The 17,908-nt window shown below is 71.5% G+C and carries 20 protein-coding genes; 13 read left to right on the top strand and 7 right to left on the bottom strand.

Annotation, left to right across the window (positions count from 1 at the left end; translation table 11 throughout):
• Positions 1-19 precede the first annotated feature (19 nt).
• The 3 genes from nfsB to CKO43_RS21030 all read left to right on the top strand — a co-directional run bounded on the left by nfsB (position 20) and on the right by CKO43_RS21030 (position 2,023).
• The gene (gene nfsB, locus CKO43_RS21040) at positions 20-685 is read left to right on the top strand and encodes an oxygen-insensitive NAD(P)H nitroreductase (protein ID WP_200379846.1); all 666 of its coding nucleotides are present in this window, start codon (positions 20-22) and stop codon (positions 683-685) included.
• A gap of 64 nt (positions 686-749) precedes the next feature.
• Entirely contained in the window at positions 750-1,304 is a 555-nt protein-coding gene (locus tag CKO43_RS21035) for a phosphatase domain-containing protein (protein WP_200379845.1), read from the top strand.
• Positions 1,301-2,023 carry a hypothetical protein gene (locus CKO43_RS21030; protein WP_200379844.1) on the top strand — a complete coding sequence of 241 codons (723 nt, stop codon included), beginning with the start codon at positions 1,301-1,303 and terminating at the stop codon, positions 2,021-2,023. Before CKO43_RS21035 ends, CKO43_RS21030 begins: the two co-directional genes overlap by 4 nt.
• A 91-nt stretch (positions 2,024-2,114) precedes the next feature.
• On the opposite strand, the gene CKO43_RS21025 is transcribed toward CKO43_RS21030, so the two are convergent.
• Complete coding sequence (locus CKO43_RS21025; protein ID WP_200379843.1) at positions 2,115-3,026, bottom strand: LysR substrate-binding domain-containing protein; 912 nt, start codon at positions 3,024-3,026, stop codon at positions 2,115-2,117.
• A 139-nt stretch (positions 3,027-3,165) separates the two neighbouring features.
• Here CKO43_RS21025 and CKO43_RS21020 point away from each other — a divergent pair, with 139 nt between their 5' ends.
• A complete protein-coding gene (locus CKO43_RS21020) occupies positions 3,166-3,633 on the top strand; it encodes a hypothetical protein (RefSeq protein ID WP_200379842.1) in 468 nt (155 codons plus the stop codon).
• 66 nt (positions 3,634-3,699) lie between these two features.
• Here CKO43_RS21020 and CKO43_RS21015 read toward each other — a convergent pair whose 3' ends face one another.
• Positions 3,700-4,455, bottom strand: a complete 756-nt coding sequence (locus tag CKO43_RS21015) for a GntR family transcriptional regulator (RefSeq protein WP_200228515.1) — start codon at positions 4,453-4,455, stop codon at positions 3,700-3,702.
• A 419-nt stretch (positions 4,456-4,874) separates the two neighbouring features.
• On the opposite strand from CKO43_RS21015, the gene CKO43_RS21010 reads away from it, so the two are divergent.
• From CKO43_RS21010 to creD, 9 genes are all read left to right on the top strand, one after another.
• The gene (locus CKO43_RS21010; RefSeq protein ID WP_207185158.1) at positions 4,875-5,837 is read left to right on the top strand and encodes a sugar kinase; all 963 of its coding nucleotides are present in this window, start codon (positions 4,875-4,877) and stop codon (positions 5,835-5,837) included.
• Between the two features lie 56 nt (positions 5,838-5,893).
• On the top strand, positions 5,894-6,874 hold the full coding sequence (gene kdgT / locus CKO43_RS21005) for a 2-keto-3-deoxygluconate transporter (RefSeq protein ID WP_200228517.1): 981 nt from the start codon (positions 5,894-5,896) through the stop codon (positions 6,872-6,874).
• Positions 6,875-6,984: 110 nt separating this feature from the next.
• Positions 6,985-7,446, top strand: a complete 462-nt coding sequence (locus CKO43_RS21000; RefSeq protein ID WP_200379841.1) for a YhcH/YjgK/YiaL family protein — start codon at positions 6,985-6,987, stop codon at positions 7,444-7,446.
• A 29-nt stretch (positions 7,447-7,475) separates the two neighbouring features.
• Entirely contained in the window at positions 7,476-8,318 is an 843-nt protein-coding gene (gene kduI, locus CKO43_RS20995) for a 5-dehydro-4-deoxy-D-glucuronate isomerase (protein WP_200228519.1), read from the top strand.
• A 22-nt stretch (positions 8,319-8,340) separates the two neighbouring features.
• Positions 8,341-9,129, top strand: a complete 789-nt coding sequence (locus CKO43_RS20990) for a gluconate 5-dehydrogenase (RefSeq protein ID WP_200228521.1) — start codon at positions 8,341-8,343, stop codon at positions 9,127-9,129.
• Between the two features lie 153 nt (positions 9,130-9,282).
• Complete coding sequence (locus CKO43_RS20985) at positions 9,283-10,446, top strand: ATP-binding protein (RefSeq protein WP_200379840.1); 1,164 nt, start codon at positions 9,283-9,285, stop codon at positions 10,444-10,446.
• An 88-nt stretch (positions 10,447-10,534) separates the two neighbouring features.
• Positions 10,535-11,224: a winged helix-turn-helix domain-containing protein gene (locus CKO43_RS20980; RefSeq protein ID WP_200228525.1), complete on the top strand. Its 690-nt coding sequence runs from the start codon at positions 10,535-10,537 to the stop codon at positions 11,222-11,224.
• A complete protein-coding gene (gene creC, locus CKO43_RS20975) occupies positions 11,225-12,640 on the top strand; it encodes a two-component system sensor histidine kinase CreC (protein ID WP_200379839.1) in 1,416 nt (471 codons plus the stop codon). It begins immediately after the preceding gene.
• Positions 12,641-12,727: 87 nt separating this feature from the next.
• Positions 12,728-14,077 (top strand): cell envelope integrity protein CreD, encoded by a 1,350-nt coding sequence (creD, locus tag CKO43_RS20970; RefSeq protein ID WP_200379838.1) that lies wholly within the window; start codon positions 12,728-12,730, stop codon positions 14,075-14,077.
• A 28-nt stretch (positions 14,078-14,105) separates the two neighbouring features.
• Here creD and CKO43_RS20965 read toward each other — a convergent pair whose 3' ends face one another.
• The 5 genes from CKO43_RS20965 to CKO43_RS20945 form a co-directional block, all read right to left on the bottom strand.
• Positions 14,106-14,429, bottom strand: a complete 324-nt coding sequence (locus CKO43_RS20965) for a hypothetical protein (protein ID WP_200379837.1) — start codon at positions 14,427-14,429, stop codon at positions 14,106-14,108.
• Positions 14,429-15,364, bottom strand: coding sequence for a formate/nitrite transporter family protein (locus tag CKO43_RS20960; RefSeq protein ID WP_200379836.1), 936 nt, complete (start codon positions 15,362-15,364; stop codon positions 14,429-14,431). The genes CKO43_RS20965 and CKO43_RS20960 overlap by 1 nt, the downstream gene beginning before the upstream one ends.
• A gap of 67 nt (positions 15,365-15,431) precedes the next feature.
• Positions 15,432-16,520 (bottom strand): bifunctional enoyl-CoA hydratase/phosphate acetyltransferase, encoded by a 1,089-nt coding sequence (locus tag CKO43_RS20955; protein ID WP_242481270.1) that lies wholly within the window; start codon positions 16,518-16,520, stop codon positions 15,432-15,434.
• Positions 16,521-16,606: 86 nt separating this feature from the next.
• Entirely contained in the window at positions 16,607-17,425 is an 819-nt protein-coding gene (gene pflA / locus CKO43_RS20950; protein ID WP_200379835.1) for a pyruvate formate-lyase-activating protein, read from the bottom strand.
• The coding region (locus CKO43_RS20945; protein ID WP_200379834.1) for a glycine radical domain-containing protein at positions 17,412-17,908 on the bottom strand (497 nt) is incomplete at its 5' end. The genes CKO43_RS20945 and pflA, both read right to left, overlap by 14 nt.

Genomic DNA, 17,908 nt, shown 5'->3' with positions numbered 1-17,908 from the left:
CCCTTCACCTGGAACCCGCATGTCCCTCGCCCCCGCCGCCGTCACCGAGCTGATGCTCCAGCGCCACACCGCCAAGGCCTTCGACCCCACGTTCAGCCTCGACGCCGAGCAGCGCCAGGCGATCGACGACTTGCTGCGCCTGGCGCCGTCGTCGACCAACACCCAGCCCTGGCACTTCGTCGTCGCCGAGAGTGCCGAGGGCCGGCAGCGCATCGCCGAGGCCATGGCCGGCCCTTACGCCTACAACGTGCCCAAGACGACGCAGGCCGCGCTCGTCGTCGTCATCGCCGCGCGCACCGGCGTCGACGACGCCTACCTCGAAGCCCTGCTGGCACAGGAGCAGCAGGACGGCCGCTTCGTCAGCGACCAGGCGCGCAACGGCCAGCACCAGAGCCGGCGCGGCTACCACCAGCTGCACCGCGAACTCGGCGACGCGCCGCTGTGGTTCCAGAAGCAGGCCTACATCGCGCTCGGCACGCTGCTGCTGGGCGCCTCGGCGCTGGGCCTGGACGCCTGCCCGATGGAGGGCTTCGACGGCGCCCGGCTCGACGAGTTGCTCGGGCTGCACGAGCAGGGCCTCGCCAGCCAGATCGTCGTCGGCCTGGGCCGGCGCAGCGACGCCGACTTCAACGCCGCGCTGCCGAAGTCGCGCTGGCCGGCCGAACGCGTCCTCACCCGCATCTGAGCGCCGCCGGGCGGCGGCGCTGTGGCAGCATCGCCGCGTCGCCCCGAAGCCGAACCGCGCTGCCGTGACCGCCGCCCGCACCAGCCACAGCCACCCGCTGCAGATCGCCGCGGTGCGCGCCAGCCCGGCGCACGGCCGCATCGGCATCACCTTCTGCCCCGGCAAACACGACCGTGCCGCCGCCACCGGCGCCTGGGCGCGCGACCTGGGCGTCGACCTGGACGCGATCGCCGCCTGGGGCGCGACGCTGGTGCTGACGCTGGTCGAGCCGGCCGAGCTGCTGGCGCTGAAGGTGCCGCAGCTGGGACACGAGGTGAAGCGCCGCGGCATCGCCTGGCAGCACCTGCCGATCCCCGACTTCGGCGTGCCGGGCGAACACTTCGAGCAGCAGTGGGTCGAGGCCGGCGCCGAGATCCGCGCGCGCCTGCGCGCCGGCCGCGACGTGCTGGTGCACTGCAAGGGCGGCCTGGGCCGCGCCGGCATGATCGCCGCGCGGCTGCTCGCCGAACTGGGCGTGGACCCCGACCAGGCCATCCGCGACGTGCGCCGCGCGCGGCATGGGGCCATCGAGACACCGGCGCAGATGATGCTGGTGCAGCGAACGCGCCCCCTGCCATGACACCCTGCCTCCCCGACGAGGCGCCGGCAGCGGCGCCCGACGCCGACGCGCGCCTGATCGACACCGACACGCTGCAGCGCATCGGCGGCCGCCTGGGCAGCAATCCGGCCGGCGTCTATCGCGACGCCGCCGGCCGCTGCTATTACGTGAAGGAGCTGGAGTCGCCGGCACATGCGCGCAACGAATGGCTGGCGGCGCAGCTCTACCGCCTGGCCGGCGCGCCGACGCTGCGCTATCGGCGCACGCGGGCGCCGGACCGGATCGCCACCGAGATGGTGGCGCTGGACAAGAAGCACCTGTCGCAGCTCGACGAAGCCGAACGCCGCCAGGCGCAGCAGTGGCTGGGCGTGCACGCCTGGACCGCCAACTGGGACGCCGCCGGCTTCGGTGGCGACAACCAGGGCGTGCTCGGCGGCACCGTGCTGACGCTGGACGTCGGCGGCGCGCTCGAGTTCCGCGCGCAGGGCTGCCCCAAGGGCCGCGCCTTCGGCAGCAGCGTCGGCGAGATCGAACGCCTGCGCTGCGACCCCGACAACCCGTACGCCTGCCGGCTGTTCGGCGACATGGACGATGCTGCGGTGCGCGCCGCGGCCGGGCACGTGACCCGCATCGCCGACGAGCACATCCGCGCGACCGTGCACACGCACGGCGGCAGCGTGGCGCTGGCCGACAAGCTGGTGGCACGCAAGGCCGACCTGGCGCGGCGAGTGGCGGCGTAGACACCGCCTGCCGGCGCGGCACTGGCCGCGTGCTCGCCCTGCCTCGCGCGGCCCGAGGCAGCTGACCGGGCCGGCAGCGCCGCCCGGCGCGTCAGTCCAGATGCGGCCCCAGCCGGCGCAGCAGCAGCGCGTGCGCCCAGTCGATGAAGGCCTGCACACGCGCCGGGCGCCGGCGTGCCGTCGGGGTCAGCCAGTGCATGGCCAGCGACGGGCAGCGCCAGCCCGGCAGCAGGCGCACGAGCGCGCCGCTGTCCAGGTAGGGCGCGGCGACGAACTCGGCCAGCTGCACGACGCCCAGGCCGTCGAGCGCGGCCGCCAGCGCCGCGGCGCTGTCGGTGGTGACGAAACGTGCCGGCAGTTCGAGCTCGAGCGCCTGGCCGTCGCGCTGCAGCCGCAGCGGGCGCAGCAGGCCGGTGGAGCCGGCGACGAAACCCACCTGCGGATGGCCGGCCAGCGCCTCGGGCGTCTGCGGCTGGCCGTGGCGCTCGAGGTGGCGCGGCGCGGCGCAGAGCACGAAACGCAAAGCGCCCACCGGGCGTGCGACCAGGCCCGAGTCGGGCAGCTCGCCGCCGCGCAGCGCGCAGTCGACACCGGCGGCGACCAGGTCCACGAGGCGGTCGGTGCAGCTGAGTTCGACGCTGATGCCCGGATGGCTGTCGAGGAAACCGCGGATCTCTTGCGCGAACAGCAGGCGTCCGACCGCCACCGGCACGTCCACACGCAGATGGCCCTGCAGCGCGCGGCTGCCCTGGCGCAGCGTGGTTTCGGCGTCGTCGAGCTGCTGCAGGATGGCGCGGGCGCGCTCGTGGAACAGCAGGCCTTCGGGCGTCGGCGTCACCTTGCGTGTGGTGCGGGTCAGGAGCCGCGTGCCGAGCTTGTCCTCGAGCTGCAGCAGTTGCTGGCTGACGCTGGCCTTGTGCAGGCCGAGCTGCTGCGCCGCCTTCGTGAAGCTGCCGCTTTCGACCACCTGGACAAAGGCGCGCATGGCCTCGAAACGGTCCATCGGAGTGCCTCCCTGAACGCGCCCATTGTCAACGGATCCGCGACAGTGTGTCGCTGCCCGCGGGCTGGGCTTCAGGGTGCGGGCTTCCTAGAGTGACGCTCGTCGGCTCGTCGCCGGCATGCTGCAACGGAGCAAACCCATGTCCAGGAATCTTCATCTCGCCGCCGGCATCCTCGCGCCGCTGTGCGTCGCCACCTTCTTCGTCTCGACGCTGATCGTCGAGCTGCTCGGCTCGCCGCAGGCCGTCGCCACGCTCAAGTCGCTGATCGTGACGCCGGGGCTGTGGATCCTGGTGCCGGCGATGGCCGCCGTCGGCGGCAGCGGCTTCGTGCTGGCGAAGGCCCGTGGCGGCCGCCTGGTCGATGCGAAGCGGCGGCGCATGCCGTTCATCGCCGCCAACGGCCTGCTGGTGCTGGTGCCCTGCGCGATCGTGCTCGACCGCTGGGCCGCGGCAGGCAGCCTGGACAGCCGGTTCTACCTGCTGCAGGCGGTCGAGCTGCTGGCCGGCGCTGCCAACCTGACGCTGATGCTGCTGAACCTGCGCGACGGGCTGCGTTTGACCGCGACCGCGCACGCAGCGGCCGCGCCGATGGGGATGCCGCGTTGAAGCGGGCTGCGTCACCGCCGCAGCCCGTCGCCGCGAGCCCGCTCGCGGCCGGCTCCGCCGGCGCCCTCAGTTCAGCGCCGGAGCCCAGCGTGCGTAGACCGCCTGCACGTCGCCGGTGAAGTAGTCCGGGTTCAGCTCGCGGATCGCCGCCAGGCTGAGCGTCAGGCCTTCGAGGTGCGAGCTGACGCGCCCGACGGCGGCGTCGACCTCGCGCGCGGCGATCGCGTCGACGATGGCCTCGTGTTCGGACAGCGCCTTGTCCATGCGCTGCGGCTGCGGCAGCGTCAGGCGGCGGTAGCGGTCGAGCTGCACCTTGAGCTGCTGCACCATGTCCCAGATGCCGGGCAGGCCGGCCGCGGCGGCGATGGCGCGGTGCAGGCCCTCGTCGGCGGCGTGGAAGCCGTCCAGGTCGCCGGCGGCGAGCTTCTCGCGCTGCAGTTCGAGGATGGCGCGCAGGCCGGCGACGTCGGAGCCGCGCGCACGCTCGGCCGCGGCCCGCACCGTGATCGACTCGAGCGCGGTGCGTGCCAGGATGATCTCCGGCAGCATCGCCACCGGGATGCGCGCGACGATGGTGCCGGACTTGGGCACGATCTCGACCAGCTTCTCGTCGGCCAGGCGCAGCAGCGCTTCGCGCACCGGCGTGCGGCTGACCTGGGCTTCCTGCGCGATCTCCTTCTCGTAGATCACGTCGCCCGGGCGCCGGTGCAGCGACACGATCTCGTCGCGCAGGCGCTCGTGCACCAGCTGCGCGGCCGTGAGGCCGGTGTTCGGGGTGGCTGCCTGACGTCTCGCGTCGCCACCGGTGGTCCAGTCCGCCATCGATCGTTCCCTTCGAGTTCTTGTGAGCTGCGTGGCTGACGGCGCACGCAGACCCGGCTCGCCAGAGCGAGCATATCTCGCATATTACGTATACGCGAGGCCAGCGCGCCGCCTGATCCGCCCCCGCACGCGGCGCTTTCGAAGCTGCCGCCGGAGGGCTGCGACCGCTCCGCGGGCAGGTCTCGCGCTGTCAAGTACGCCGGTCAGGGAATCGGTGAAAACACCAGTGTTTTGGCGCCAACTAGTCCTTGGTATACCAAATACTTCTTATATATCATGCATACAGACCGCAGCACCTGAGACCGCCCAGCGCACGAGCCCACTCGTGACGGCGTCCCGATGCGAGCGAAGAGTGTGTTGCCCCGGTGCCCAGGTGCCGGGCCTTGAGCCCGCAGGCCGGGTGTAGAGAGAGAGTGGACATGAGCTCCATGTTGCGCATCGCGGCGATCGGCGAATGCATGGTCGAGCTGCAGGAACGGCCCGACGGCAGCGTCACCCAGGCCTTTGGTGGCGACACCCTCAACACCGCCGTGTACATGGCCCGCCTGGGCCAGCGCCTGGGCAGCTTCGTGCACTACATCAGCGCCATCGGCGACGACCCGTTCAGCAGCGCGATGGCCGAGTTCTGGCGCGCGCAGGGCGTGGACGACAGCCTGACGCTGCGCCGCGAAGGCCGCCGCCCGGGGCTGTACTTCATCAAGACCGACGCCGCTGGCGAACGCCGCTTCTTCTACTGGCGCGGCGAGGCCGCGGTGCGCGAAGCCTTCGAGTGCGAAGGCTCCGACGCGCTGCTCGAGTCGCTCGCCGGCTTCGACGCGATCTACCTGTCGGGCATCAGCCTGGCGGTGCTGCGCCCGGCCAGCCGCGAGCGCCTGCTGACGCGCCTGGCCGAACTGGCCGCCGCCGGCAAGACCATCGACTTCGACTGCAACTACCGCCCGCTGCTCTGGGACAGCGTCGCCACGACACGCGCCGTCTACGAGCGTGTGTTCGGCTTCGCGCGCCGCGTGCTGGTGACGGTGGAGGAGCTCGAGGTACTGGGCGTCGAGCCGCACCCGGCCGCCGGTGCCGCGCACTTCAGCCCGCTCGGCGAGCTGGAGGTCGTCATCAAGGACGGCGCCAAGCCCTGCACGCTGATCCACCGCGGCCAGGTCGAGACCATCGCCGCCACCTGCATCGAGCAGGTCGTCGACACCACCGCCGCCGGCGACAGCTTCTCCGGCGCCTATCTCCTGGGACGCATGCTGGGCCTGCCCCCGGCCGAGAGCGCCCGCCGTGCCCACCGGGTGGCCGGTGCCGTGGTCCAGCACCGCGGCGCCATCATCCCGGCCGAGGCCACCCCCGACGTCTACGCGGCCGAGACGACCGCGCTCCGGCCCTAACCGGCCACCTCAGCCGGCGGCGCCGGCACTCTGCTCACCTCACAAGGGGTACTTCCATGAACATCAAGAAGGCTATCGACCGGATCCCCGGCGGGCTGATGCTGGTGCCGCTGATCATCGGCGCGCTGACCAAGACCTTCTTTCCGGAAGCCGGCAAGTACTTCGGCTCCTTCACCAACGGCCTGATCACGGGCACGGTGCCGATCCTGGCGGTGTGGTTCTTCTGCATGGGCGCGACGATCGACCTGCGCGCCACCGGCACGGTGCTGCGCAAGTCGGGCAACCTGGTCGTCGTCAAGACGCTGGTGGCCTGGGCCGCCACCTGGATGGCCGCGCAGTGGCTGCCGATGGACGGCGTGCAGGCGGGCCTGTTCGCCGGCTTCTCGGCGCTGGCCATCTGCGCCGCGATGGACATGACCAACGGCGGCCTCTACGCCGCGGTGATGCAGCAGTACGGCACCAAGGAAGAAGCCGGTGCCTTCGTGCTGATGTCGATCGAATCGGGCCCGCTGGTGTCGATGCTGATCCTGGGCGCCGCCGGCGTCGCCAGCTTCGAGCCGCGGCTGTTCGCCGGTGCGGTGCTGCCCTTCCTGGTCGGCTTCGCCCTGGGCAACCTCGACAAGGACCTGAAGGAGTTCTTCGGCAAGTGCGTGCACGTGCTGATCCCGTTCTTCGGCTTCGCGCTGGGCAACGGCATCAACCTGAACGTGATCGCGCAGACCGGCCTGGGCGGCATCCTGCTGGGCGTGCTCGTGATCGCCATCACCGGCATCCCGCTGATGCTGGCCGACAAGCTGATCGGCGGCGGCAACGGCACCGCCGGCCTGGCCGCCTCGTCGACCGCCGGCGCCGCGGTGGCCAACCCGATGATCATCGCGGAGATGGTGCCGGCCTTCAAACCGGCTGCTGCCGCCGCGACCTCGCTCGTCGCCGCCGCCTGCCTGACCACCGCGATCCTGGTGCCCATCCTGACCGGGCTGTGGGCCAAGCGCATGGCCGCCCGCGGCGAAGAAGCGAAGGCCCTCGCCACGGCCTGACCACGCCCCGCCGCGACCGACACGCCGCCGGCCACGAGCCGCGGCGCCCACCGGGCCGGCGCCACAACGCCGGCCCGTTGTTCCTTTCAAACCCCGAGACCGAGTTCACCATGTTCCTCAGCCACATCGACCTGTTCGAACGCGAGGCCGACCGCCTGCCGCCTGCCGTCGCTCGCGGCCTGCGTTTCCTCGCCGGCACCGACGTCACCGCCCTGCCCCCGGGCCGCATCGACCTGGACGGCGACCGCCTGTTCGCGCTGGTGCAGGACTACGACACCGAGCCCAAGACGCAGCGCCGTGCCGAGTCGCACGCGCGCTACATCGACATCCAGTACGTCGCCACCGGCCTGGAGCTCATCGGCTACGCGCCGCTGACCCACGCCGGCGCCGTCGAGGAAGACCTGCTCGCCGAACGCGACGTGCAGTTCTTCGCCTCGGTGCGCGACGAAGCCGACGTGCTGCTGGGCCCCGGCAGCTACGCCGTCTTCCACCCCACCGACGTGCACCGCCCCGGCTGCTGCGACGACCGCAGCCGCAAGGTGCGCAAGGTCGTGGTCAAGGTCCTGGCCTGAACCACACCGCAACCGACACGAGAACCACCATGGACATCCGCTACTCCGCCAACCAGCGGGACTTCAAGCGCTACACCACCGAAGAAGTGCGCCGCGAGTTCCTGATCAGCAAGCTCTACCTGCCCGACACCGTGCAGGCCGTGTACAGCCACGTCGACCGCATGGTCACCTTCGGCTGCATGCCGGTGGACGAGGCCGTGCCGCTGGACAAGGGCATCGCCTGCATGCAGACCTTCGGCACCGAGTACGTGCTGGAGCGCCGCGAACTGGGCATCTTCAACATCGGCGGCGCCGGCTCGGTCGAGGCCGACGGCGTGGTCTACCAGCTCGGCTTCCAGGACTGCCTGTACGTCAGCAAGGGCACGCGCGAGGTGCTGTTCCGCAGCGCCGACCCGGCGCGGCCGGCCAAGTTCTACATGGTCAGCGCGCCGGCGCACAAAGCCTGCAAGACCACCTTCATCTCGATCGCCGACGCGAAGAAGAAGCCGGTGGGCGACACGGCGACGGCGAACAAGCGCGTCATCAACCAGTTCATCCACCCCGACGTGCTGGAGACCTGCCAGCTGTCGATGGGCCTGACGCAGCTCGAGCCCGGCAACGTCTGGAACACGATGCCCGCGCACACGCACGAGCGCCGCATGGAGATCTACACCTACTTCGGCATCCCCGAAGGCCAGGCCGTGTTCCACATGATGGGCGAGGGACAGGAGACGCGCCACATCCTCGTGCACAACGAGGAGGCGGTGATCTCGCCGTCGTGGTCCATCCACTCGGGCTGCGGCACGGCGGCCTACACCTTCATCTGGGCGATGGGCGGCGAGAACCAGACCTTCGACGACATGGACCACATCGCGATCGGCGACCTGCGCTGACCCGCCCACGGAGCACCCACTCATGAGCTTCTACCCCGACGCCTTCTCCCTGAAGGGCAAGGTCGCCCTGGTCACCGGCGCCAGCTACGGCATCGGCTTCGCGCTCGCCAGCGCGCTGGCCGAGGCCGGCGCGACGATCGCCTTCAACGACATCAACGAAGAGTTCCTGGCCCAGGGCCTGGCCGCCTACAAGGCCGCCGGCATCACCGCCCACGGCTACCTGTGCGACGTCACCGACGAGCCGGCGGTGCAGAAGATGGTCGCGCAGATCGAGCGCGAGGTCGGCAGCGTCGACATCCTGGTGAACAACGCCGGCATCATCAAGCGCGTGCCGATGCACGAGATGGCGGCCAGCGAGTTCCGCCAGGTCATCGACATCGACCTGACGGCGCCCTTCATCCTGGCCAAGGCGGTGATCCCGGCGATGATCGCCAAGGGCGGCGGCAAGATCATCAACATCTGTTCGATGATGAGCGAGCTGGGCCGCGAGACGGTCTCGGCCTACGCCGCCGCCAAGGGCGGGCTGAAGATGCTGACGCGCAACATCGCCTCGGAATACGGCGCGCACAACATCCAGTGCAACGGCATCGGCCCTGGCTACATCGAGACGCCGCAGACCGCGCCGCTGCGCACGCCGGGCCACCCGTTCAACAGCTTCATCCTCGCCAAGACCCCCGCCAACCGCTGGGGCCGCACCGAGGACCTGAAGGGCCCGGCGGTGTTCCTGGCGTCCAGCGCCTCGGACTTCGTCAACGGCCACGTGCTCTACGTGGACGGCGGCATCCTGGCCTACATCGGCAAGCAGCCTTAAAGCGCGCGCTCCGACCCAGCGCCCCCGGGGCCGCGCGAGCGGTGCCGGGGGCGTTCTTCATTGAGTCAGGACGAGACATAAAGCGACAGGACTATCGGAAATTACCAGCCACCAAATAAACTATCCCCGGAAAGATAGTTCAGGATAATCGCGATGATCGCCTTCCCCCGAAGCGCCCTCGCCCGCGAACTCGTCGCCGCGCTGCAAGGCCGGGCCTTGCTGGGTGATGCGCACAACGGCCTGTTCCTGGCCGCACCGCGCCGCACCGGCAAGTCGACCTTCCTGCAAGGCGACCTGGCGCCGGCGCTGGAGGCCGCCGGCGTGACGGTGGTCTACGTCGACCTGTGGGCCGACGCCCGCCGGGACCCGGGCAGCCTGATCGCAGATGCCGTCGGCCGGGCGCTGACATCGGAGCTGGGCATCGTGGCCAGGGCCGCGCGCAAGGCGAGTCTGAGCAGGGTGAAGGTCGGCGGCCTGGAGGTCGACACCAGCCGTATCGGCAGCATCGACGGCATGACGCTGGTGGACGCGCTGCGGCTGCTGCACGAGACCGCCGGTCGGCCGGTGGCCTTGATCGTCGACGAGGCGCAGCACGCACTGACCAGCGATGCTGGCGAGGCCGCGATGACGGCGCTGAAGTCGGCACGCGACCAGCTCAATCAGCCGGGGCGCATCAATCTGATGCTGGTGATGTCCGGCTCCGACCGCGACAGGCTGCTGCGCCTGGTGAACACCGCCGGAGCGCCGTTCTACGGCTCGCAGGTCCAGCGCATGCCGCCGCTGGGGCCCGACTTCATCGCCCACGTCGCTGGCCTGGTGGAGGATCAACGGCCCGAGCTGAAACCGGTGGACCGGGCGGCGCTGCAGCAGGCCTTCGAACGCTTCGGCCAGCGCCCGCAGTTCTTCATGGCCGCGCTCGGCCAGGTGCTCAGCCCGCTGGCAGGATTGAGCGGCCGCTTCGAGCCGGCACTGCTCGACGCCGCAGCGCAGCAGCAGGCACAGGACGAGGCGCAGATGGAGGCGGACTACCTCGCGCTGAAGCCAATCGAGCAAGCGGTGCTGTGGCGCATGCTGGAGCAAGAGGCGCGCTACAGGCCTTACGACGCCGCCGCCCTGCGTTTCTATCGCGAGAAGACAGGCCATCCGGTGAGCGTCGCGCAGGCGCAAAAGGCGCTGGAGGCGCTGCGGCAGCGAACGCCGGCGCTGGTCTGGAAGTCGGCCCGCGGCGAGTACGCCCTGCAGGACGCCGCGATGCACCGTTGGCACCAGAGCCGGGTGACCACCGGCCAGTGGCCGCCGCAGGCGCAAGGCGACTGACCGCGGCTCGACGCCCGCAGCGCCGGGGGTGCTGCAAGGGCCCGCTTAGACTCCGCGCCACCGAGGCCTGAGCTGACCCGAGCGAGCGATGAAGCCCCGCATCCTGCTGCTGGAAGACGACAACGCGATCGCCGGCACCGTGGCCTTCGCGCTCGAACGCGAGGGCTTCGCTGTCGAGGCCGTGACGCTGCTGCGCGACGCCGAGGTCGCGCTGCGGCGCGAGCACCCGGCCGCCGCGGTGCTCGACGTCGCGCTGCCCGACGGCAACGGCCTGGACCTCGTGCGCCGCTGGCGCGCCGACGCCGATGCCCGCGTCGCGACGCTGCCGCTGCTGCTGCTGACCGCACGCGGCGAAGAGATCGACCGCGTGCTCGGCCTGGAGGCCGGCGCCGACGACTACCTGCCCAAACCCTTCAGCCCGCGCGAGCTGGTGGCGCGCGTGCGTGCGCTGCTGCGCCGCGCCGCGATGCCACGTGCGGCGGCCCAGGTCTTCGAACTCGACGAGCCCGGCCAGCGCATCCGCTACCGCGGCCAGGTGCTGGCGCTGACGCGGCTGGAGTACGGCCTGCTGCGTGAGCTGATCACGGCGCGCGGCCGCATCCTGTCGCGCGACACGCTGCTCGACCGCGTCTGGGGCACGCAGGCCGAAGCCGCCGACCGCACCGTCGACACGCACGTGAAGACGCTGCGCGCCAAGCTGCGCGAGGTGCACGCCGGCGCCGACCCGATCACCACCCACCGCGGCCTGGGCTACACGCTGGCCGACGGCGAGGGCTGAATGCACATCGGCCTGCGGCTGTTCTTCGCCTTCGCCGCGATCACCGGGCTGGCGGCCTTCTTCGTGCTGCGTGTCTTCGTCACCGAGATCAAACCCAGCGTGCGCGAGGTGATGGAAGACGTGATGGTCGACAGCGCCAACCTGCTGGCCGAGGTCGCCGCGCCCGAACTGGCGGCGCTGCCGGCCGGTGGCACGCTGGGCGACGGGCCCTTCGCCGGCGCGGTGCGCGAGTACGCGGCGCGCGAGGTCGACGTGAAGATCTGGGGCCTGCGCAAGACCACGCTGGACCTGCGCGTCGTGCTCACCGACGTCGCCGGCCGCGTGGTCTTCGACTCCGGCACGCCGCCGGCCACCGGCCAGGACTACTCGCGCTGGCGCGACGTGCTGCTGACGCTGCGCGGCGAGTACGGCGCACGCACCACCCGCAGCGGCGCCGGCGACCAGAGCTCGGTGATGCACGTCGCCGCGCCGGTGCGCAGCGGCGGCCGCACCGTCGGCGTGCTCGTCGTCGCCAAGCCGCTGGCCACCATCATGCCCTTCGTCGAACGCGCCGAACACAAGGTGCTGTGGGCCGGCGTGCTGCTGCTGGGGCTGTCGCTGGCGATCGGTGTCGTGGTGACGCTGTGGGCGGTGCACGCGGTGCGCCGGCTGCGCGCCTACGCGCAGGCGGTCGGTGAAAGCAGCGAAGGCCCGCGGCGCACGCCGCCAACGCCGCCGGCACTCGGCGGTGAACTCGGCGAGCTGGCGCAGGCCATGGACCGCATGCGCCAGCGCCTGGAAGGCCGCGAGCAGCTCGAACACCAGGTGCGTGCGCTGACGCACGAGCTGAAGACGCCGCTGGCCGGCATCCGCGGCGCCGCCGAGCTGCTGCACGAGGACCTGCCCGAGGCCGACCGGCGGCGTTTCGTGCAGCAGGTCGACGTGCAGGCGCGGCGGCTGCAGGGCATCGTCGAGCAGATGCTCGAGCTGTCCAAGCTGGAGAGCCTGCAGACGCTGCCGACGCGCGCGCCGGTGGACCTGAACGCGCTGGCGCTGGAAGTAGCCCAGGCCCACGGCGTCGGCGAACGCCTGCGGCTGCCGGATGAAGCCGCCGTCGTGATGGGCGACGCCGAGCGGCTGCGGCTGGCGCTGTCCAACGTGCTGGCCAACGCCATCACCCATGCACCGGCCGGCACGCCGCTGGAGGTGCAGGCGCGGCGCGACGGCGACACGCTCGACTGGTCGCTGCGCGACCACGGCCCGGGCGTGCCCGACTACGCACTGGCGCGCCTGGGCGAACGTTTCTTCAGCACCGGCGAAGGCCGCGGCAGCGGCCTGGGCCTGGCCATCGTGCGCCAGGTGCTGTGGCTGCACGGCGGCACCATCAGCTTCGAGCCGGCCGCGCCGGGGCTGCGCGTGGTGTTGCGCTTCGCCTGACTTCACGCCCGCTTCACGCAGCCCATCGCCGCTTCACCACCGCTGGCCAGACTGCGGCGCATCGTGCAACGAGGGCGTGGAGAAACGATGCGAAACCCGGTGGTCGTGAAAGTGATGGCCGTGCTGGCCACGGTGCTGTTGATCTCGGTGGTGCTGGCGCGAATCGGCTGGCTGGTCGACGAGCGCCAGGACTACCAGCGCGAGGCGGTCGACAGCGTGCAGCAGTCCTATGCCGGCGCGCAGACGCTGCTGGGGCCGGTGCTGCAGCGCCAGTGCGTCGAAGAATGGGACGTCGTGCAGGGCAGCGGCGCCGAGCGCCGCAGCGAGCTCGCACGCCGCAGCTTCGTGCTGCAGGCAGTGCCCGGCGAGCTGGTGGCGGGCACCAAGACACAGGCCGACGCGCGCTACCGCGGGCTGTTCAAGGTCAACGGCTACAACGCGAGCGTCGAGCTGCAGGCGCGCTGGCCGCAGCTGGCCGCCTTGCAGCCCAAGGCGCAGAACGCCGGCGGCCGCGTCAGCTGCCAGGCGCCGACGGTGTGGGTGGCGGTGGCCGACCCGCGCGGGCTGCGCGGCGCCAGCATCCGGCTCGCCGGCCGAACGCTGGAGCTGCAACCCGGCACAGGCCATTCGACCTGGAAGGACGGCCTGCACGCCGAGCTGCCGGCTGCGCTGGCCGACGGCGGCGCGCTGGAACTGAACGTGGCACTGGACCTCGTCGGCACGGCCGAACTGGCGCTCGTGCCCGCCGCGCGCAGCGCGCAGTGGAAGCTGGCCTCCGACTGGCCGCATCCGTCCTTCGGCGGGCGTTTCCTGCCGGTGACACGCGAGGTGCGCAGCGACGGTTTCGACGCGCGCTGGTCGGTCAGCGCGCTGGCCAGCAACGCCTCGCAGCTCGTCGAGCAGCCCGACGGCGACAAACCCCGGCTGGCGGCGCTGGACACGCTGGCCGTCACCTTCACCGACCCGGTGAACCCTTACGTGCTGGCCGACCGCGCGATCAAGTACGGCCTGCTCTTCGTCGTGCTGACATTCGCCGCGGTGGCGCTGGCCGAGACGCTGGTGCGCCGACGCGTGCGCCGCGTGCACCCGGTGCAGTACGCGCTGGTCGGGCTGGCGCTGGCGCTGTTCTTCCTGCTGCTGCTGGCGCTGTCGGAGCACCTGCCGTTTGCCGCCGCCTACGGCGCGGCTGCGGCCGCCTGCGTGCTGCTGCTGGGCAGCTACGGCCGCCACATGCTGGGCGGCGTGCGCGACGGCTGGTTCTTCGGCGCCGGCATGGCGCTGCTCTACGGCCTGCTGTACCTGCTGCTGCTGCGCGAGCAGACGGCGCTGCTGGTCGGCTCGCTCGGCCTGTTCGTGGCGCTGGCGGCGGTGATGCTGCTGACGCGGCGGCTGGACTGGTACCGGCTGGGGACAGGCGGCACGGCAGAGCCGGCATGAGCCTGCGGGCGCGCGCGCGCCCGCTTCGTCAGGCGAGCCGGCTCGCGATCTCTCGGTCGAGCGCGCGCGACAGCGCGGCCCAGGCGGCGCATGGCGCGTCGCCGGCATCGAACTCGACCTCCAGCCGCCGGCGCAGCACGACGAGCGCACACAGGTTCAGCCGCTGGCGCTCGCAGCCGTGCGGCAGCCGGCGCGGCGAGCGCTGCCGACCCTGGCGGCGATCCAGGGTCTCGCGCACGATCGCCTGCACCGCGACGGTGTCGTGCCAGTCGATGCCCAGCGCCAGACCGGCACGCAGCAGCGCGCGCTCGGTCGCGCGCGCAGTGGCCCTGTAGTCGATGAATCCCGCCATCACCGTACGGCCCTCAGGCGGACGTCGCCGCGGCGGAACAGCCACCAGTAAGCACCAGCGACGAGCAAGGCACCGCCGACCCAGTTGCCCAGCGTCACGACACCCAGGTTGACCAGGTACTGGCCCACCGGGATCTCGGCGGCTGCCTTGGCCTGCGCCGCCGGTTCGGCCCAGAAGCCGGCCGGCGCGAACCACTTGACCAGCAGGCCGTAGGGCACGAAGTACATGTTGGCCACGCAGTGCTCGAAGCCGGCAGCGACGAAGGCCGTGATCGGCAGGAACATCGCGACGATCTTGTCGGTGACGCTGCGCGCCGCCAGCGACAGCCAGGTCGCCAGGCAGACCAGCACGTTGCACAGGATCGCGAGCGAGAACGCCTTGAACGGCGCCAGGCTGGCCTTGCTCGAGGCCAGGTAGAGCGCACTGGCGCCGACCTCGCCGTGCCCGGCGCCGTACTGGCCGCCGAGGAAGACGATGACCGCGGTACCGAGCGCACCGACCAGGTTGCCCAGCCAGACCAGGGTCCAGACACGCAGCATGCGGCGCGTGTCGAGCCGGCCGCTGGCCCAGGCCATCACCATCAGCGCGTCGCTGGTGAACAGCTGCGCACCGGCGACGACGACCAGCATCAGCCCCATCGAGAAGGCCGCGCCCATCAGCAGGCGCATCACGCCCCAGGGCAGCAGGTGCTCGGCACCGGCGATCGCGACGGTGGCGAACATCGCGCCCAGCGCGACGAAGGCGCCGCCCAGCACCGCCAGCCCGAACTGATGGGCGGCCGTGGCCTTGGCCTTTTTCACGCCCATCTCCTCGGCGGCGCAGGCCACGGCGTCGGGGCCGAGCGGGTCGAACAGCGAGCGCGACGCCGGCTCGCCGGGGTCGGACGCCGGCCGCTCGCCGGTCAGCAGTTGGCAGGAACGGGTGCGGTCCAGCATGGCACTCTTTCACGGGCCTCGCGGCCCGGTTTCGCGCCGACGGCCGGCCGCCGCGGCGCACGCGTCTTCATTCGGCGGCTCGCCGGGCGGCGGCCAGCAGCGCGGCCACGGCGCAGGACGCCAGGCGCGAGCGCTGGCTGGCGGCGCGGCTGTTCAGGATCACCGGCACCCTGGCGCCGAGCACGATGCCTGCGGCGTCGGCGCCGGCCAGGAAGCTCAGCTGCTTGGCCAGCATGTTGCCGGCCACGAGGTCGGGCATCAGCAGGATGTCGGCGTTGCCGGCCACCGGCGACTCGATGCCCTTGGTGCGCGCGGCTTCGGCCGAGATCGCGTTGTCGAAGGCCAGCGGGCCGTCGAGCACGCCGCCGGTGATCTGGCCGCGGTCGGCCATCTTGCACAGCACCGCCGCTTCGAGCGTCGACGGGATCTTCGGGTTGACGGTTTCGATGGCCGACAAAATGGCCACCTTGGGCGTCGTGATCCCCAGCGCGTGGGCGAGGTCGATCGCGTTCTGGACGATGTGCACCTTGTCGTCGAGCGAGGGCGAGATGTTGATCGCGGCGTCCGTGATCAGCAGCAGGCGTGCACAGTTCGGCACCTGCATCACGAAGACGTGGCTGATGCGCGCGGCGGTGCGCAGCGCGTTGTCCTTGCGCACGACGGCGCCCATCAGCTCGTCGGTGTGCAGCGAGCCCTTCATCAGCGCCCCGACCTCGCCGTCGCGCGCGAGCCGCGCGGCGACATCGGCGGCGTCCCGGGCCGACGCGACGTCGACCATGCGGCAGCCGGAAATGTCGAGCGCATGCTCGGCGGCGATCAGCTCGATGTCGCGCACCGGGCCGACGAGCACCGGATCGATCAACCCGGCCTGGGCCGCCGTGACCACGGCGCGCAAGGACGACTCGTTGCAGGGATAGACGACCGCCGTCGGCACCGGCGCCAGGTGCTCGCACTGCCGGAGCAGCGCGTCGTGCCCGTGAGGGTGAGGCGGCGGAACCTCGGGCCGATCGGGCACCACGGCGTCGACCTCGGGGGCCGGACCCAGCGCCTTGGCGCTGCGGCCGACGACACGGACGATGGTGCGTGCACGCTGCGGGGCGGCAGGCTGGTGGTGACCGTCTAGCGGTGCGGCGGCGGTACGGGTTTCGGTCGACATGGCGGGTTGCGGTGCTGCGGTGCTGTGGGGAGACGCGGTCGCGGCCGCGCCCCTTGCGGGTGATGTGTCGGTCGGTGGGTGGCGGCTCAGCTCACCTGCAGGCCGGCGCCGCGGAACAACTCCCGCGTGCGATCGACCAGTTCCTGGGAAGGCGGCTCGACGGCGTCCAGGCGGTAGCGCAGGCCGCGGTCGTGCCATTTGTGCGAACCCATCTGGTGGAAAGGCAGCACGTCCACACGCTGCACATTGCCCAGCCGGGCCGCGAATGCGGCCAGCGACTCGATCTCGGCGGGCTGGTCCGTCCAGCCGGGAACGAGCACGTAGCGCAGCACGATCGGTTTGCCGATCGCGGCCAGGCGCCGGGCGAAGTCCAGCGTCGGTTTCAGTTCGGCGCCGGTGAGCCGGCGGTAGGTCTTTTCGCTGAAGGCCTTGATGTCCAGCAGCACCAGGTCCAGGTCGGCCATCATCTCGTCGTCGACCTTGGCTCCGAGGTAGCCGGAGGTGTCGAGCGCGGTGTGCAGGCCCATCTCCTTGCAGCCGCGCAGCAGCGCCTTGACGAAACGCGGCTGCGTCAGCGGCTCGCCGCCGCTCAGCGTCACGCCGCCCCGCGCCTGGATGAAGCCGCGGTAGCGGCCTATGTCGGTGAGCACGTCGGCGACGCTGGTGAGCGTGCCGTCGTGCCGGTGCCAGGTGTCGGGGTTGTGGCAGTAGGCGCAGCGCAGCGGGCAGCCGGAGAGGAACAGCACGTAGCGGATGCCCGGGCCGTCCACCGCCCCGCAGGTCTCGGTCGAATGGACCCAACCTTCGGTGGCGGCCGCCGCCGGGGCGGGCCCCGGGGCGGTTGCCGGCCGCAGGCCGCACGGGGCGGCAGCGGCGGCGACGTCGATGACGTCAGTGGGCCGCATGGAAGGTGCGGCTGATGACGTCGAGCTGCTGTTCGCGCGTGAGCTTGATGAAGTTCACCGCGTAGCCCGACACCCGGATCGTGAGCTGCGGGTACAGCTCGGGGTGCTCCATCGCGTGCACCAGCGTCGAACGGTCGAAGACGTTGACGTTCACGTGGTGGCCGCCGGCGGCGAAGTAGCCGTCGATCAGGCCGACCAGGTTGCCCACGCGCTCTTCCCCGGTGGGGCCGAGTGCAGACGGCACGATCGTGAAGGTGTAGGAGATGCCGTCCTGCGAGCTGCTGTAGGGCAGCTTGGCGACCGAGGCCATCGACGCCAGCGCACCCTTGTAGTCGCGGCCGTGCATCGGGTTGGCACCCGGCGCGAACGGTTCACCCGCCTTGCGGCCGTCCGGCGTGTTGCCGGTCTTCTTGCCGTAGACCACGTTGGACGTGATCGTCAGCACCGACATCGTCGGCGTCGCGCCGCGGTAGGCCTTCTGCT

Origin of the sequence: Rubrivivax gelatinosus (assembly GCF_016583785.1) — a bacterium.
In the GTDB taxonomy this organism is placed as follows: domain Bacteria; phylum Pseudomonadota; class Gammaproteobacteria; order Burkholderiales; family Burkholderiaceae_C; genus Rubrivivax; species Rubrivivax gelatinosus_B.
This window is presented reverse-complemented; position numbering and strand designations above follow the sequence as displayed.

What these genes read in the sequence shown, in the direction of transcription:
- nfsB (WP_200379846.1), top strand. Translation starts at nt 20, where the DNA reads ATGTCCCTCGCCCCCGCCGCCGTCACCGAGCTGATGCTCCAGCGCCAC.
- CKO43_RS21030 (WP_200379844.1), top strand. Translation starts at nt 1,301, where the DNA reads ATGACACCCTGCCTCCCCGACGAGGCGCCGGCAGCGGCGCCCGACGCC.
- CKO43_RS21025 (WP_200379843.1), bottom strand. Translation starts at nt 3,026, where the DNA reads ATGGACCGTTTCGAGGCCATGCGCGCCTTTGTCCAGGTGGTCGAAAGC.
- CKO43_RS21020 (WP_200379842.1), top strand. Translation starts at nt 3,166, where the DNA reads ATGTCCAGGAATCTTCATCTCGCCGCCGGCATCCTCGCGCCGCTGTGC.
- CKO43_RS21015 (WP_200228515.1), bottom strand. Translation starts at nt 4,455, where the DNA reads ATGGCGGACTGGACCACCGGTGGCGACGCGAGACGTCAGGCAGCCACC.
- CKO43_RS21010 (WP_207185158.1), top strand. Translation starts at nt 4,875, where the DNA reads ATGAGCTCCATGTTGCGCATCGCGGCGATCGGCGAATGCATGGTCGAG.
- kdgT (WP_200228517.1), top strand. Translation starts at nt 5,894, where the DNA reads ATGAACATCAAGAAGGCTATCGACCGGATCCCCGGCGGGCTGATGCTG.
- CKO43_RS21000 (WP_200379841.1), top strand. Translation starts at nt 6,985, where the DNA reads ATGTTCCTCAGCCACATCGACCTGTTCGAACGCGAGGCCGACCGCCTG.
- kduI (WP_200228519.1), top strand. Translation starts at nt 7,476, where the DNA reads ATGGACATCCGCTACTCCGCCAACCAGCGGGACTTCAAGCGCTACACC.
- CKO43_RS20990 (WP_200228521.1), top strand. Translation starts at nt 8,341, where the DNA reads ATGAGCTTCTACCCCGACGCCTTCTCCCTGAAGGGCAAGGTCGCCCTG.
- CKO43_RS20985 (WP_200379840.1), top strand. Translation starts at nt 9,283, where the DNA reads ATGATCGCCTTCCCCCGAAGCGCCCTCGCCCGCGAACTCGTCGCCGCG.
- CKO43_RS20980 (WP_200228525.1), top strand. Translation starts at nt 10,535, where the DNA reads ATGAAGCCCCGCATCCTGCTGCTGGAAGACGACAACGCGATCGCCGGC.
- creC (WP_200379839.1), top strand. Translation starts at nt 11,225, where the DNA reads ATGCACATCGGCCTGCGGCTGTTCTTCGCCTTCGCCGCGATCACCGGG.
- creD (WP_200379838.1), top strand. Translation starts at nt 12,728, where the DNA reads ATGCGAAACCCGGTGGTCGTGAAAGTGATGGCCGTGCTGGCCACGGTG.
- CKO43_RS20965 (WP_200379837.1), bottom strand. Translation starts at nt 14,429, where the DNA reads ATGGCGGGATTCATCGACTACAGGGCCACTGCGCGCGCGACCGAGCGC.
- CKO43_RS20960 (WP_200379836.1), bottom strand. Translation starts at nt 15,364, where the DNA reads ATGCTGGACCGCACCCGTTCCTGCCAACTGCTGACCGGCGAGCGGCCG.
- CKO43_RS20955 (WP_242481270.1), bottom strand. Translation starts at nt 16,520, where the DNA reads ATGTCGACCGAAACCCGTACCGCCGCCGCACCGCTAGACGGTCACCAC.
- pflA (WP_200379835.1), bottom strand. Translation starts at nt 17,425, where the DNA reads ATGCGGCCCACTGACGTCATCGACGTCGCCGCCGCTGCCGCCCCGTGC.